Origin of the sequence: Mesoflavibacter sp. CH_XMU1404-2, from assembly GCF_037029465.1 — a bacterium.
GTDB lineage: Bacteria > Bacteroidota > Bacteroidia > Flavobacteriales > Flavobacteriaceae > Mesoflavibacter.
In genome coordinates this window covers 212,927-228,134 of sequence record NZ_JAYMEM010000026.1, presented here as the reverse complement: position 1 = coordinate 228,134, position 15,208 = coordinate 212,927, and the positions used below count along the sequence as shown (strand labels likewise).

The following is a 15,208-nucleotide window of genomic DNA, read 5'->3' as shown; positions in this document are numbered from 1 at the left end:
ACTAAAGTTGATATTTACCTTATTTTGTTTTATTTATGAGTAAAATTTTACCATTTAAAGCCGTAAGACCAACAAGAGACAAAGTAAGTCTAGTCGCTTCAAGATCGTACCAAAGCTATACACAAGCCCAACGTGAAGCAAGATTAGACTATAATCCGTTTTCATTTTTACATATTGTTAATCCTGGTTATAAATACGATAAAGAAATTTCTGGAGAAGCTAGGTACAATCTTGTAAAAAATAGGTATTTAGAGTTTAAGGAAGATGGTATTTTTATTCAAGATCAAACACCTTATTATTACATTTATAAAATTGTAGATAGAGATAGTCAAGAGTTTAATGGCATTGTTGCAGCTGCAAGTGTTGAAGATTATAACAATAATGTTATAAAAAAACATGAAGATACTATTGCGTCTAGAGAAATTGTTTTTAAAGACTATTTAAAAACAGTTGGTTTTAATGCAGAACCAGTACTTCTTACCTATCCAAAAAATAATACCATTAGTGAGATTATTAAGGAAAAACAAAAGGAACGCGCCGAGTTTGAATTTACCACAACTTACCGCGATACACATTACCTTTGGTTAATTGATAATCCAGAAGATATAAAAGCTATCAGCGATGCATTTAACAATATAAAAACCTTATATATTGCAGATGGACATCATAGATCTTCGTCTTCAAAATTACTTTGTGAAGATTTAAAATCTAGTAATCAACATCATACAGGTAAAGAAACTTATAATTATTTTATGAGTTACCTAATCTGTGAAGAAGAACTAAAAATTAATCAATTTAACCGCTTAGTAAAAGATCTAAACGGATTATCTAAAGAAGAATTTTTAATTCAACTCGACACCATGTTTAGAATAGAAAATAGAGGTATTATGCCATATCATCCTTCTAAACAACACCATTTTAGTATGTATTTAGATGGCGAGTTTTATTCGTTATATTTAAGAAAGTCCAACTATCAATTTAAAAACGCTTTAGACGAACTTGATGCTCAAATACTTTATAAAACCATAATAGAACCTATCTTAGGTATTTCAGATTTAAGAAACGACAACCGTATTTTATATTTAAGCGGAAAAAAAGATATTGTAAATTTAAAAAGTATGGTAGATAGTAAAGAATTTGTTGTAGGTTTTGGTATGATTCCTGCCACTATAGACCAAATGAAACATATTGCAGACCAAAATTTAATCATGCCGCCAAAAAGTACTTATATTGAGCCTAAATTAAGAAGTGGTGTCACCATTTATGAGTTTTAAAATTTAAATTAAACCATGAGTATTAAACAAAATTTAAACACAATCAAGCAATCTTTACCTGAGCACGTTACTCTAGTAGCTGTATCAAAAACTAAACCTGTTAGTGATTTGATTGAAGCCTACAATGCTGGACAACGCATTTTTGGAGAAAATAAAATTCAAGAAATGGTTGATAAGTATCAAGAAATGCCTAAAGACATCAAATGGCACATGATTGGTCACGTACAGCGCAATAAAGTAAAGTACATGGCAGAGTTTGTAGATTTAATTCATGGTGTTGATAGTCTTAAATTATTAAAAGAAATAAATAAACAAGCTAAAAAACACGATAGAGTTATTAATTGTTTACTTCAAATAAAAATAGCAGAAGAAGACAGTAAATTCGGGATGAGCGCTAGTGATGCTAAATCATTATTACAATCTGAAGCTTTTAAGGATTTCAACAATGTAACTATTTCCGGAGTTATGGGAATGGCAACATTTACTGATAACGAAACTCTAATTAAAGAAGAATTTTCACGTTTAAAAACTACTTTTGAAGATTTAAAAGATATAAAAACTTCAAATTGTAATCTTCAAACTATAAGTATGGGAATGAGTGGCGATTACCCGTTAGCAATCGAATGTGGTAGCACAATGATACGTGTAGGAAGTAGTATTTTTGGCGAAAGAAATTACAATAATTAGTTAATAATCAGATTAACAAAAAAACGCATAAACAAATATATTCAATAGTTGACATAGAAACTACTGGCGGTAAATACAATGAAGAAGGTATTACCGAAATTGCTATCTATAAATTTGACGGTCACAAAGTAGTAGACCAATTTATAAGCTTAGTCAATCCTGAAAGAGAAATTCAGCCATTTGTAGTCAATCTTACTGGTATAAACAGTAATATGCTTAAAAATGCGCCTAAGTTTTACGAAGTCGCAAAACGTATTGTAGAAATTACTGAAGGCACAATTCTTGTAGCGCACAACGCAAAATTTGACTATCGTATTTTAAGAACAGAATTTAAGCGTTTAGGGTTTGAATTTGACCGCGAAACACTTTGTACTGTCGAGTTATCAAAAACATTAATCCCTGACCAAAAAAGCTACAGTTTAGGAAAACTTGTTCGTTCTTTAGGTATTCCGGTAAGCGACAGGCATCGTGCAGCAGGAGACGCAAAAGCTACGGTTAAATTATTTCAACTTTTATTAGACAAAGACACTCAAAAAAATATTATACAAGAATCCATTAGAAAAGAGCCTAAATTTCAAATGGAACCAAAACTTATTGATATTGTCCAAGATTTACCATCTATCACTGGCGTTTATTACATCCACAAATCTAATGGCGAAATCATTTACATAGGCAAAAGTAAAAACATAAAAAACCGCGTCAATCAGCATTTTACTGGCACAACAGCCAAGTCAAAAAGAATACAAAAGCAAGTTGCAGCTGTAACTTATGAAGCAACTGGTAGCGAATTAGTCGCGCTTTTAAAAGAAAGCGAAGAGATAAAAAAAACGAAACCAGCTTATAACCGAGCTTTACGACGTAACATTTTTACGCACGCATTGTATAGCTTTACAGACCACAATGGATATATAAATCTAACTATTGACAAAGCATCTATTGACAAACCAAACATCACTACATTTAGCTCAAGACAAAGCGGTAGACATTTTCTTGAAAAAGCTATAGAAGAATATAACCTTTGTCAAAAACTAACCGGACTTTATAAAACCAATACAAGCTGTTTTAATTTCGAAGTAAAAAAATGTGAAGGTGCTTGTATACAAGAAGAACCTGCTGATGATTACAACCAACGCGTTAATCAATTATTAAAAAAACATAGCTACGACCAACAAAATATGGTCATTGTAGATCGTGGTCGTGATGTGGACGAACGTAGCGCTATTTTAATTAAAAATGGCATTTTTAAAGGTTTTGGCTTTTACAGCCTAAACTATCAAATCAACAATTTAGACATTTTGGAATCTATTATTACTCCTATGGAAAACAATAGAGACCAACAACATATCATACAAAGCTATTTAAGACGTAATAAGCGTCTAAAAATCATTCAACTACCATGAGGAAATTATCATTACTAACCTTTCTAACTTTTTTATTTACTAACCTCCTATTTGCTCAAATTCAGTTTAATTCAGAAAATCTAAATGTTACCAAATCCGATTTAGAAAAAAACACTTTTACACAAGATTCTACAGCTAATGCTGTTATTTTATATGAGTTTGGAAATGCTTACATAGACAATAAAACATTTGATTTAGTTTTTGAATACAAGAAGAAAATAAAAATCTTAAATCGTGAAGGTTTTAAACACTCAAATGTTAGTGTAAGATTATATAATTCTGACAGAAATAAAGAAAAAGTAAAAAAAATTAAAGGCTCTACAACAAATCTAGTAAACGGAAAAATTAAAAGAACCAACTTAGAGCCTTCTCAAATATTTGAAGACAAAATTGATGAAAATAACACCTATGTAAAATTTACATTACCCGATATTAAAGAAGGCTCTGTAATCATATATACATATGAGTTTAGAACTCCTTTTATCTATAAATATCAACCATGGTATTTTCAAGAAGAAATTCCTAAATTATATAGTGAGTACATAACTAGTATTCCTGGAAATTATGATTATCATATAAAATTAGTAGGAGATTTAAAACTAAAAACTCATGATATGAGTTTAGACAAATATTGTATAGAAGTTGGCAATGGTGGTTCTGCACATTGTTCTGTAGCTAAATATATTATGACTGATATTCCTGCCTTTAGAGAAGAAAGTTATATGCGTGCAGCTTCAAATTACCTTTCTAGAATTGAATACGAATTAAAAACCGTAAACAAGTTTGATGGTACCGTAGATAACATAACTAAAAGCTGGGAAACAGCTGATAGAGAATTAAAATCTGATCAAGATTTTGGAAGACAATTAAAAAAATCGAGTTTAGTTAAAAATTTAATTCCTGAAAGTGAAATTTCAAAACAAAATTCATCATTAAAAAAAGCTAAATTGATTTATGATTATGTAAAGAACAACTATACATGGAATCATAAACATCGTGTTTTTAAAGACATCTCTGTCAAAGACGTAATAGATGAAAAATCTGGTAATACAGCTGAAATTAACCTTCTACTTTATAATTTATTAAACACCCATGATTTAAAAGTAAATCCTATATTATTAAGCACTAGAGATCATGGTGTAGTAACAAAACTTTTTCCTGTAATTTCAGAGTTTAATTACCTCATTATAAAATTAGATATTGAAGGTAAAACTTACTTTTTAGATGCTACAGATAAAGATTTAGTTTTTGGTCAAATTCCGTTTAAATGTCTTAATGACTACGGTCGAGAAATAGATTTTGATAACGGTAGCAAATGGATTGATATAGAGCCTCAAACTAAGTCATCAATATTTCAAAAGTCTGATATAACAATAAATGACGACTACACATTTGATGCAACAATAAGTATACAAAGTTTAGGGTATAAAGCTTTAGATATTAAAAGAGAATTCAATAAAAACAATCAAAAGTATAAAGACTATTATACACAAGCATTTCCAGATTTTACCTTTGAAAATATTGATGTAGTAATTGATGAAGCTACTTTAGAAGTCAATGAAACAATAACTTTTTCTGGACCTGTTAATGTAATTGGTAATAAAGTTTATTTTGACCCATTTATTTTTAAAAACTTTACCGAAAACCCATTAAAATTGCAAGAAAGGTCTTACCCAGTAGATTTTGGATATGAAGATATGTACACAAATAGAATTAAAGTCTTTTTTAGCGATGATTTTGTAATCAACGATATTTCTAAGGAAAATACTAAACAGTTACCTCAAAGTTCTGCCCTTTCAATTTTTAAATCAAGAGAAGATACTGGATTAGCTGAGTTTTATTTTAAAGCTAACTTTTATGAAAAAAGTTATCATCACTTATATTATAAAGACTTAAAGTCATTTTTTGATAATTTAGTAGATTTACAATCTAACTCAATATTAGTTTTAGAAAAAAAAGGTTAAGTTTAATAACTAATGAATATCAACAAGCAAAATAACTGGAAAGAAAAACTTCATGAAATAATTTATGAAGCAGATACACCTGCCGGAAAATTGTTTGACATCATTTTATTGCTTCTTATTATTACTAGTATAATATTGGTTATGCTAGAAAGTGTTACCAGTTTTGCTAATCAGCATTTAGAGTTTTTAGATACTGCAGAATGGATTATTACTATACTTTTCACAATCGAATATATTGCTCGCGTAATTGTTGTTAACCAACCTAAAAAATACATTTTTAGCTTTTACGGAATAGTTGACTTTTTATCTACAATACCTAAATATTTATCCTTTTTTATTTTAGGATCTCACTCATTAATAGCTCTACGAGCCTTACGTTTAATGAGAGTTTTTAGAATTTTAAAACTGGCTAGATTTGTTGGAGAATCTAACAACTTAATGAAAGCCCTTAGAGCAAGTAGAGCAAAAATTGCTGTTTTTGTATTTTTTGTACTAATTATTTGTATCATACTAGGAGCCATAATGTACATTGTAGAAAGTGGTCAAGACAGTGGCTTTACAAGTATTCCGCGTAGTGTTTATTGGGCAATAGTTACACTTACTACAGTTGGATATGGTGATATTGCTCCAGCAACTGCATTAGGACAACTTATATCGTCTATTATAATGATAATTGGTTATGGTGTTATTGCTATTCCAACAGGAATTGTTTCTGTTGAGTATGCAAAAAGTACTTCTACTGAAGAAAATACAACAAAAAACATTCAAGAAGACATACATTTAAATACTCAAACCTGCAGCAATTGTCACGAAACCGATCATGACGATGATGCTAATTTTTGTAAAACCTGCGGAAATAATCTTCATTAATTTTGAGCAATAATAAATACTTAATTTCTATTGTTGGCCCAACAGCAATTGGCAAAACTTCGCTTAGTATAAAACTAGCAAATTTTTTTAATACTGAAATAGTTTCGGCAGATTCTAGACAGTTTTTTAAAGAAATGAGTATTGGTACAGCTGCTCCAACAGAAGAAGAATTAGCTGCTGCTCCACATCATTTTATTCATCATAAATCAATCACAGAAGATTATAATGTTGGTGCTTTTGAAAAAGATGCACTAATAAAAATTGAAGAATTACATCAAAAACATGATATAGTAATTATGGTTGGTGGCTCTGGTTTGTATGTAGATGCTGTGACTAAAGGTTTAGATTACTTTCCGGATGTAGACCCAAAAATTAGAGAACAACTTAATAAAACTCTTGAAAATGAAGGCTTAGAAGTACTCCAGCTTCAACTTAAAACATTAGATGAAGTCGCTTATAAAACGATAGCTATTGACAATCCACATCGTGTTATTCGTGCTTTAGAGATATGTATTGGTACAAAACAACCGTATTCTTCATTTTTAAATAAAGAAAAAAACAAAAGACCTTTTAAAACAATTACTGTTGGTCTAACTGCTGACCGAGACATTATTTACGATAGGATTAACCAACGTGTAGACATTATGGTTGAAAATGGTTTAATTGAAGAAGTAAAGTCCTTAACTGAATACAAGAGTTTAAATGCATTAAATACGGTTGGTTACAAAGAAATCTTTAATTATTTAGATGAAAGTTGTACAGTAGATTTTGCCATTTCTGAAATCAAAAAAAATAGCCGAAGGTTTGCCAAGCGTCAATTAACTTGGTTTAAAAGGAACAATGAAACGCTTTGGTTTGATTACTTAACACCTTTAGAAAAGGTCATAAAATCCATTAAAGATTCTATGTAAAATAAAAAAGCCAGCTTCATTTCGACTTCGCTCAATGATCAGCTGGCTTTTGTAAATATAAATTAAATATTAACTAGTCTTTGTTTACGACTAATCTAAATCCTTCTCCGTGAATGTTTAAAATTTCAACATTTGGATCTACTTTTAAATATTTTCTAAGCTTTGCGATGTAAACATCCATACTTCTTGAAGTGAAGTAGTTATCATCACGCCATATTTTTGTTAAGGCAAGCTCACGAGGCATTAAATCGTTTTCATGTAAAGCTAACAAACGTAATAATTCGTTTTCTTTAGGTGATAATTTAATTGGTTCGTCTTCCTTAAAGGTTAAGAATCTTAATTTTGAGTTTAAGTGGAAATCGCCAATGGTAAACTCAAATTGTTTACTATCTGCTAAAGAATCTGTTGCTTTACGTTGCATGATAGCTTTAATTTTCATTAAAAGTACTTCGCTATCAAAAGGCTTGTTTAAGTAGTCGTCTGCTCCTACTTTGTATCCTTTAAGCACGTCTTCTTTCATTGCTTTTGCAGTAAGGAAAACTATAGGAATATCTTCGTTTTTCTCTCTTATTTCTTTAGCTAAGGTAAAACCGTCCTTGTAAGGCATCATGACATCTAAGATACATAGGTCAAAATCACCTCTTTTAAATTTTTCAAAGCCTTCCATACCGTTTTTAGCATGTGTAACTTCGTAGTCATTCATGGTTAAATAATCTTTTAGGACAGTTCCAAAGTTTGGATCGTCTTCTACTAATAGTATTCTTTTTTGTACTTCTTCCATAGTTTTTTAAGATATTAGCGGAAGCTTGATTGTAAACGTACTTCCTTTGTCTTTTTCACTTTCTACTGATATGTGACCTTGATGGTCTTCTATTATTCTTTTTACATAGGCTAAACCTAACCCATGTCCTTTTACATTATGTATGTCTCCTGTGTGCTCTCTATAAAATTTTTCAAACACACGTTTTTGAGCTGATTTACTCATACCACTTCCGTGGTCTTTTACGTGCACTAAAATATTATTACCAACTACTTCTGTGGTGACAATTATTTTTGGTGCTTCTGGAGAATACTTTATGGCATTGTCCAGAATATTTACTAAAACATTGGTAAAGTGCGAATCGTTTGCTAAAACTGATGATTTTTCTGCATTTAGATTAACTGTTATCTCTCCACCTCTATCTTCTATGATTAACTCTACGTGCATTACAGCTTCTTCTACTAATTCGTGTAGATCTAAACGCTCTTTACTAATGTTAAGCTCATTTTTTTCTAGTTTAGATATTCTTAATACGTTTTCTACTTGCGCGTGCATGCGCTTGTTTTCTTCACGTATCATTCCTAAATAACGTAAAACTTTTTCTCTGTCTTCTAATATTTTAGGATTTTTAATAGAATCTAAAGCCAAGTTAATTGTTGCTATTGGCGTTTTAAATTCGTGCGTCATGTTATTAATAAAATCTGTCTTAATTTGTGATATTTGACGTTGTTTTATTAATTGATAAAGTGCACTTGAATACGCTAAAATAATTACCGATGTAAATACAATTGACAATATTAACATGGTAAGAATTGAAGAAAATATAAATTCTTTTCTATCAGGAAAATTAACTAGTAGTCTATAATTATTTTTATCCTTTTTATTACTAAAAAATGGGACGCTAAATGTAGCTCCTTCATTTTTTTCAAAATCTTCAGTTTTTACTTTTGTTGCTAATCCATTACTGTAGATTGCAAATTCGTAATCAATATCAATATTATCTTCTAATAATTTTAAACTAAGTAGTCTATTAATTTCGTCTGCTTTTACACGTTTGTGTATTGGTCTTCTGTAAGCAAATTCTTCGTATGAAGATTCTAAAAAGAACTCTGCATACTCTTTGTTTCCTAACTCAGAAAGTAATGCTGTTAAACTAGATCCACCATCTATTGAGCTAGTTTCAGAAACTTTTGTTTCTTTTTCGCTTAAAATTCGTTTTACATTTATACTATCTAAACCTATGTCAAAGAGCGCAGAAGATAATTTAAAATTTTCTTCTAAAATACCATTACGGTATATAAGGGTTTCATTGGTATCTCTATTTTTTTGCTCTACGTAAAAGTTTAATATTGCAGTTGTATCTGCTTTTGTACCACTTTCTTGTATTGTTCTATAAATCCAAATTAGGTGTTGCTTTTTTTCTCTATCTTCAATAGTTTTTGAAACATAACTTAATGCTTTTTTTACATTAAAGTTAAATTGCTCTTCTGTGTTTCTAAGAGAATTGTTGATGTAATAAGCCTGCACTAATATTATACCTATTAAGGATAGGCTCATTAAAACAACTAAAGCAAGAAAAACCCTTTTGTTCATTACCCAAAATTAAGATTTTAACATTTATCCTTCCTTCCTTTTAACCTTACATTAACAAAAATGTTAAAATTTAGTCTTTATGTACTAATTGCAATAGTTTTTTGTGGATTTGTTGCACTTGGGCTTTGGCTTCTTCTAAGTTAATATTTTGAATTACAAAGTCAGAAAGTTTGATTTTTTCTGCGTCTTTCCATTGATTATCCATCACAGATTTTACTTTTTTTTCTAATGAATTGTCTCGAGACATTACCCTTTTAAGTCTAACATGTTCTGGCGCAGTAACTGTTATAATGTAGTCGTATTTTTTGTAGCTACCGTTTTCAAAAAGTATTGCTGCTTCACTAATTACATAAGGCGCATCTTGTTTTTTTACCCATCTTTTAAAATGACTAGCTACTTTTGGATGTACAATAGCGTTCATTTTTTGCAGTAAATCTTTATCATTAAAAATTTTTTGCGATAAATATTCTCTGTTTAATTTTCCTTCTTGATATGCATTTTCTCCAAAAAGAGCAATCAATTTTCTTTTTATCACTATAGAGCGATTCATTAATGCTTTAGCTTCGGTATCTGCTATGTAAACAGGTATTCCAAGCTCTTTAAAAAAGTTTGCTACTGTGGTTTTCCCACTTCCTATTCCGCCTGTAAGACCTACTAATGTTTTCATTGCTGAGTAATGATAAATTCAATTTGCTGCTCTTGCAACCTAATATTTTTTACATTTTTGGGGCTTGCAACAATCTTAGGTATTAAGTATGATTTGTTTTTGGAATTGGCGTAATCACACTCTACTTTAAAATCTTCTTCAGAAATTGAGTTAAAATCGTTTATAGTTGTAGCATATTTTACAGTGATTTGCTTAGGAAAATAATTAATTTTAATACCTTCAGGTACATTAACAATTGTTACTGGTAGCGTAACAACGCCTTCTGTAAATTTTGAAACTTCTAAATGAAATTGAACCATATTACTTTCAACTTTAACTTCATCACTTATACTGTCTACAACAAGTTGAATTGGCTTGTCTACATTTCCTTTTAAATCTGAAAATGATTTATGCTTAGTTTTTATAAAGTGTATATCCTTTAGTAAGCTGGCTGGACCGATTAATTTAATAGAATCTGGTGTAACTTTTATACTATCTAACGTATTAAAACCTTGTAAAAAAGACACATCTAGGTCTGCTTTAACCGGTACTTTTTTAACTTGGTTAATATCGTATCTAAAGACTAGACTATCTGGATTTATATTGATAACCTTTATATCTTTACCAAATTGCTTACTGATATTAGAAAATCCTTTTTTTTCTGTCCAGATTAAAATTGAGTCTTTTAAAATAACATCAGACTCAAGATCTACCTCTACTATTGGTTTACTAACGGCGTACCTTAACCATTTAAAACCATAAGTGTCTAAAGTAATTTTTAATTGATTAGATGTATCGTTTAAAATAACCTGAGTTTCTTTAGCATTTGTAGGCTTTACTTTAAAAACTAAAGTACCTTGATAATTTTGTGATAATTTAGATAATATTAAAATGGTCAAAGAAATAATAAAAAAAAGCACAAAAACATTAAGTTTTTTACTTTTAAATAATTGTGATATTTTATTTTTAATTGGACTCATTTATCGTTTAAAAAATAAACTAGGAAATAGATTTTCTGGCTTTTTACTACTTAAAGATAATACTAAAGTTGATTTTAAAAAACCATATCCATAACCAAAAAACTGAATTATAATTGCTAATACACTTTTAATAGCAACCATTAAATTTTTTGTCCTTAAAATAGCTAAAATAAAAGCAACACTAAAATACAAAACATAAGCTAATATTGGTAAATAAACGTTTAATACAGCTAACACTATTGAAAATAATAAACCTATAATAAACACACTAGGAAACCAATAGGTGATTTTTTTTGTTGAAGGATGCCATAAATTTAAGATTGGTCTTACCGACCCAAACTTATATACTTGTTTATAAAATTTAGACCAAGATATACGACGTTTATGATAGACAAATGCTTCTGGTATAAGTTTGGTTTTATAACCCAAGTTCCATAATCTAATGGATAAATCAGGATCTTCACCAGGATGGATGTTTCCAAAACCATTAGTATCTAAGAAAGCTTTTTTTGACAATCCCATATTAAAACTTCTTGGTTGAAACTTATCTACAGAATTTTTATTTCCTCTAATTCCTCCAGTAGTAATTACAGAAGTCATACTAAAATCTATTGCTTTTTGAAGTGACGTAAAGCTTTTATGAGCAGCATCAGGACCACCAAAACAATCTACATAATCATAATCTAAACTATTTTTTACTTCAATTAAATAATTTGATGGTAATAGGCAATCACTATCTAAGATGATAAAGTAATTACCTTTTGCTTTTTTCATTCCGTAATTTCTAGAATCTCCAGGACCAGAATTTGATTTAAAATAATATGAAATATCTAAAATTGATTCATACTTACTAATCACCTCTTTAGAGGTTAAAGTAGAACCATCTTCAACAATAACAACCTCAAAAGGGATATCTCCTTTTAATTTAGAAAAACTTTGTAGCAGTTCTTCTATTTCATTTGGGCGATTATAAACTGGAATTATAAATGAAAAATCTAATTTCATATAACAAAAGTAAGTTAAACCCATAAAAAAAGCCACCTAAATAGGTGGCTCTTTTATTATATATATTAAAAGTTAGTTTTTAATAACTTTTACTGTCTTAGTTGCATTACCGATAGTTACTTTAACAAAGTAAGCACCAGCTTGTAAGCTAGACATATCTACAACTTCTGTCATAGCATTTGGAACATTTCTAAATACCTCTTGACCAACCATATTGTAAACAGACACATTATTAATCTCTTTTTGAGCAGATAATGTTAAGTTATTGTTTACAGGGTTAGGATAGTAAGTAAATGTTGCTTCTTTATCAAAATCTTGAGTTGATAAAGCTTGAGTAGACCATACTTTTGCGTCAAAGTTATCTCCTACAGTAGATCCAGTACCATATTGGTAAACTCTAAAGTAATATGTTTCTCCAACATTTAATCCTGTTAATTCTATCTCTTCTGGGTTTCCTGCATCTGAACACCCAATATTAGTAAAAGCACCACATGTTCCAGAGTAAGCTTGAATTACAATGTCTACAGATGTATTATCTATGGTGATTGTAACATCAGAAGTTAAAGCTACAAATGAATACCAAACATCATCATTAGCTGTACCTGTCCAACCATTACATGTCTCAGCAGGTAAACCTGAATCTGTTGCACCTTCTAAAGTACCTGGATTAGGTGTAGCCGAAGCTGCGTCTGCGATCTCTGTTTCTTGTGTTAACATAGTTGCTCCAGCACAATCATCATTAGAAGGAGGACATGCAACTTGCGTAAGACTAGTACTATTATAAAAACAGTTTGCATCACTATCATCAGATACTGTAATTACAACATTTGTTCCATTTGTAAAAGGACCAAACTGTACAATTGTTCCTGTTGAAGTTGCAGGGAATGTTGTTGCATCTTGATCATTAGAAACTGTTAAGTTAGTAGCTGATCCCATATCAGTAATTTCAACATCAATTAAAAAACCTCCACTATTATCACAATCATTAACGACTGTAAAAGTAGCTGTAGAAGGTGTACATGTTGGTTCTGATGCACAAATTATGAAGTCTCCAGGAGTTTCAAAACCATCATTCCAAACCATTAAGTAATATGTTGTACCAGGAGTTAATCCTGTTAAAGAAGTTCCATCTAACGGATCTGAGCAGTAAAGCTGAGTTGTTCCAGCACAATCATCAAAAACAGCGTATTCTAAAGGGTTACCTGTTCCTAAAGTAACTGTAAAATCTACATTACCTGAAGACGGAGCTACAAAAGAATACCAAACATCCCATTCTGTTCCTGAATCACAAGAAGGATTTATTGAAGATTCTGTTGAAGATTCTAAAGTACCAGAAGTTGTTATTGTACATGTTCCATCTGTATTAACGGTTAAAGCTTCAGCAGTTGCACAATTGTCATTTGCTGGTGGTGGTGGTGGCGTACCTATACAAATATCAAATACAGATGTTTGACCAGCTGTTGATGTCCAAGAATAAACTTGAACGAAATATGTGTTACCAACTGTTAAACCAGAAGTTGTACTATTATTAGGGTCAGAACATGTTAATGCTGTTCCTAAAGCACCACAACCAGGATCTGCATCATAAACTGCATGGTATAAATCTGTAGTTCCACCAGTAATATTTAATAAAGAAACCGTGTGTGTTTCACTTGTTGCAACAAAACTATACCAAACATCATCATCTTCTGTACCTCCACAAGTATCAACACCAGAGTTTGTTGCAGAAGCAATCGTTCCGTTTGTTACTTCTGTACAGTTTAAATCTTCATTTACTGTCAAAGACACAGCTCCAGAACAATCATCATTTTCTGGTGCTGAAGGTGGTGTTCCTACGCAAATATCAAAAGTATTGTAAAAAATTGTAGAGCTCCAGTTGTAAACTCTCACAAGATAAGTGTTTCCGATAGTTAAACCAGATAAAAATAAGGTGTTAGGATCACTATCATCTACAAATGTTAAAGCTCCACAACCAGATGTAGCATCATAAACTCCCATTCCCATATCAGTACTTGAAAAAGTACCTCCACTAACGTACACAACATTTGATAAAACTACTTGATGTGATTCAGCAGTTGCAACAAAAGAGTACCAAACATCTGTGTTAGGAGTTCCTGTTACATCATCTGCTTGAGCTGAGGCAGTAGAATTTACATTTGAACCTGCAGTTACTGATCCACATGCTAAATCTGAGTTAACGGTTAATCCTATAGCATTTTCACATTCATCATTAGGTGCTGGTACAAATGTTGTAAATGTTTGTTCAACACATCCTGTTGCACTACCATTGCTATTGTAAGGAGTAATTGTAACATAATAAGTAGTTCCACCCATTAAAGTTCCTAAGCTATATGAAGTAACATTTCCAACATCAACATTGTTAACTAAATCAGTTCCACCAGAAGTTGAACCAACTGTTAAAAAGTATCCTTCAGGTATACCTGTAGCTGCACTCCAAGATATGTTTCCTAAAGTAGAAACATCTGTTGTTTGAGTTAAAGTAGCATCACAGTTAGGTGGATTAGCAACTACTTGTGTTGCACTAAAATTATCTACATAAAAATAATAATCTCCTGTTCCCCAAGTGTTTGCTATTTGCAATTTCACATCAGAGCCGTTAGGTAAAGAAGCTGCAGGGATTACAACTGAAAAAGGAGCACATGTATTTGCTGTTGTATGGTTTGAATCATCAATAGTAAAAACCGTATTCCAAGTGGCTCCATCATCTGTTGAATATTGTATATCTGCTGTTCCCCAACCTGTACCGGTTGCAACAGTTGGATTTGAAAAATTGTAATCTACTATTTTATAGTCAAAAGATAAAGTTAAATCAGTTCCGTTTGATAATCCTACTTGGTTAGGTGTAGTAAGATTTCCTGTAGTATTGCTACTCCAAATATTACCTCTTTCAGAATTACCTGCACAAGCACCATTAGGAGAGTTTGAATAATCATCTGTCCAACCAGCCGGTGTACCAGAATCAAAGTTTTCACTAATACCAACTTGAGCAAAAGTTAGAGTCAATGAAAACATCATAAAAATTAATAAAGTAATTTTTTTCATATTAATTTAAGTTTAGTTAATATTTAATTTACTTGCTAAAAATATTAATTTATTG

12 protein-coding genes are annotated in these 15,208 nt (G+C 30.7%); 6 read left to right on the top strand and 6 right to left on the bottom strand.

What is annotated here, in order from left to right:
• Positions 1 to 35: 35 nt before the first annotated feature.
• Genes WA327_RS09480 through miaA form a run of 6 tightly spaced genes read left to right on the top strand, consistent with a single transcriptional unit; the run spans position 36 to position 7,106 of the window.
• Entirely contained in the window at positions 36 to 1,274 is a 1,239-nt protein-coding gene (locus WA327_RS09480; RefSeq protein ID WP_336069063.1) for a DUF1015 domain-containing protein, read from the top strand.
• A 15-nt stretch (positions 1,275 to 1,289) separates the two neighbouring features.
• Positions 1,290 to 1,961, top strand: a complete 672-nt coding sequence (locus WA327_RS09475; RefSeq protein ID WP_336069061.1) for a YggS family pyridoxal phosphate-dependent enzyme — start codon at positions 1,290 to 1,292, stop codon at positions 1,959 to 1,961.
• Positions 1,962 to 1,996: 35 nt separating this feature from the next.
• The gene (locus WA327_RS09470; RefSeq protein WP_336069848.1) at positions 1,997 to 3,361 is read left to right on the top strand and encodes an exonuclease domain-containing protein; all 1,365 of its coding nucleotides are present in this window, start codon (positions 1,997 to 1,999) and stop codon (positions 3,359 to 3,361) included.
• Positions 3,358 to 5,325, top strand: a complete 1,968-nt coding sequence (locus tag WA327_RS09465) for a DUF3857 domain-containing protein (protein ID WP_336069058.1) — start codon at positions 3,358 to 3,360, stop codon at positions 5,323 to 5,325. Before WA327_RS09470 ends, WA327_RS09465 begins: the two co-directional genes overlap by 4 nt.
• 12 nt (positions 5,326 to 5,337) lie before the next feature.
• Positions 5,338 to 6,195, top strand: a complete 858-nt coding sequence (locus WA327_RS09460) for an ion transporter (protein ID WP_336069055.1) — start codon at positions 5,338 to 5,340, stop codon at positions 6,193 to 6,195.
• Positions 6,195 to 7,106: a tRNA (adenosine(37)-N6)-dimethylallyltransferase MiaA gene (gene miaA, locus WA327_RS09455; protein WP_336069846.1), complete on the top strand. Its 912-nt coding sequence runs from the start codon at positions 6,195 to 6,197 to the stop codon at positions 7,104 to 7,106. Before WA327_RS09460 ends, miaA begins: the two co-directional genes overlap by 1 nt.
• A 73-nt stretch (positions 7,107 to 7,179) precedes the next feature.
• Here miaA and WA327_RS09450 read toward each other — a convergent pair whose 3' ends face one another.
• From WA327_RS09450 to WA327_RS09425, 6 genes are all read right to left on the bottom strand, one after another.
• The gene (locus WA327_RS09450; RefSeq protein WP_027878762.1) at positions 7,180 to 7,887 is read right to left on the bottom strand and encodes a response regulator transcription factor; all 708 of its coding nucleotides are present in this window, start codon (positions 7,885 to 7,887) and stop codon (positions 7,180 to 7,182) included.
• Between the two features lie 6 nt (positions 7,888 to 7,893).
• On the bottom strand, positions 7,894 to 9,459 hold the full coding sequence (locus tag WA327_RS09445; protein ID WP_336069052.1) for a HAMP domain-containing sensor histidine kinase: 1,566 nt from the start codon (positions 9,457 to 9,459) through the stop codon (positions 7,894 to 7,896).
• A 70-nt stretch (positions 9,460 to 9,529) separates the two neighbouring features.
• Positions 9,530 to 10,126 carry a dephospho-CoA kinase gene (coaE, locus tag WA327_RS09440; RefSeq protein WP_336069050.1) on the bottom strand — a complete coding sequence of 199 codons (597 nt, stop codon included), beginning with the start codon at positions 10,124 to 10,126 and terminating at the stop codon, positions 9,530 to 9,532.
• Complete coding sequence (locus WA327_RS09435) at positions 10,123 to 11,085, bottom strand: CdaR family protein (protein ID WP_336069048.1); 963 nt, start codon at positions 11,083 to 11,085, stop codon at positions 10,123 to 10,125. Before WA327_RS09435 ends, coaE begins: the two co-directional genes overlap by 4 nt.
• Complete coding sequence (locus WA327_RS09430; RefSeq protein ID WP_336069046.1) at positions 11,086 to 12,090, bottom strand: glycosyltransferase; 1,005 nt, start codon at positions 12,088 to 12,090, stop codon at positions 11,086 to 11,088. It lies immediately after the preceding gene.
• A 72-nt stretch (positions 12,091 to 12,162) separates the two neighbouring features.
• Positions 12,163 to 15,153 carry a T9SS type A sorting domain-containing protein gene (locus tag WA327_RS09425; protein ID WP_336069043.1) on the bottom strand — a complete coding sequence of 997 codons (2,991 nt, stop codon included), beginning with the start codon at positions 15,151 to 15,153 and terminating at the stop codon, positions 12,163 to 12,165.
• Positions 15,154 to 15,208: the final 55 nt, after the last annotated feature.

What these genes read in the sequence shown, in the direction of transcription:
- WA327_RS09480 (WP_336069063.1), top strand. Translation starts at nt 36, where the DNA reads ATGAGTAAAATTTTACCATTTAAAGCCGTAAGACCAACAAGAGACAAA.
- WA327_RS09475 (WP_336069061.1), top strand. Translation starts at nt 1,290, where the DNA reads ATGAGTATTAAACAAAATTTAAACACAATCAAGCAATCTTTACCTGAG.
- WA327_RS09465 (WP_336069058.1), top strand. Translation starts at nt 3,358, where the DNA reads ATGAGGAAATTATCATTACTAACCTTTCTAACTTTTTTATTTACTAAC.
- WA327_RS09460 (WP_336069055.1), top strand. Translation starts at nt 5,338, where the DNA reads ATGAATATCAACAAGCAAAATAACTGGAAAGAAAAACTTCATGAAATA.
- WA327_RS09450 (WP_027878762.1), bottom strand. Translation starts at nt 7,887, where the DNA reads ATGGAAGAAGTACAAAAAAGAATACTATTAGTAGAAGACGATCCAAAC.
- WA327_RS09445 (WP_336069052.1), bottom strand. Translation starts at nt 9,459, where the DNA reads ATGAACAAAAGGGTTTTTCTTGCTTTAGTTGTTTTAATGAGCCTATCC.
- coaE (WP_336069050.1), bottom strand. Translation starts at nt 10,126, where the DNA reads ATGAAAACATTAGTAGGTCTTACAGGCGGAATAGGAAGTGGGAAAACC.
- WA327_RS09435 (WP_336069048.1), bottom strand. Translation starts at nt 11,085, where the DNA reads ATGAGTCCAATTAAAAATAAAATATCACAATTATTTAAAAGTAAAAAA.
- WA327_RS09430 (WP_336069046.1), bottom strand. Translation starts at nt 12,090, where the DNA reads ATGAAATTAGATTTTTCATTTATAATTCCAGTTTATAATCGCCCAAAT.
- WA327_RS09425 (WP_336069043.1), bottom strand. Translation starts at nt 15,153, where the DNA reads ATGAAAAAAATTACTTTATTAATTTTTATGATGTTTTCATTGACTCTA.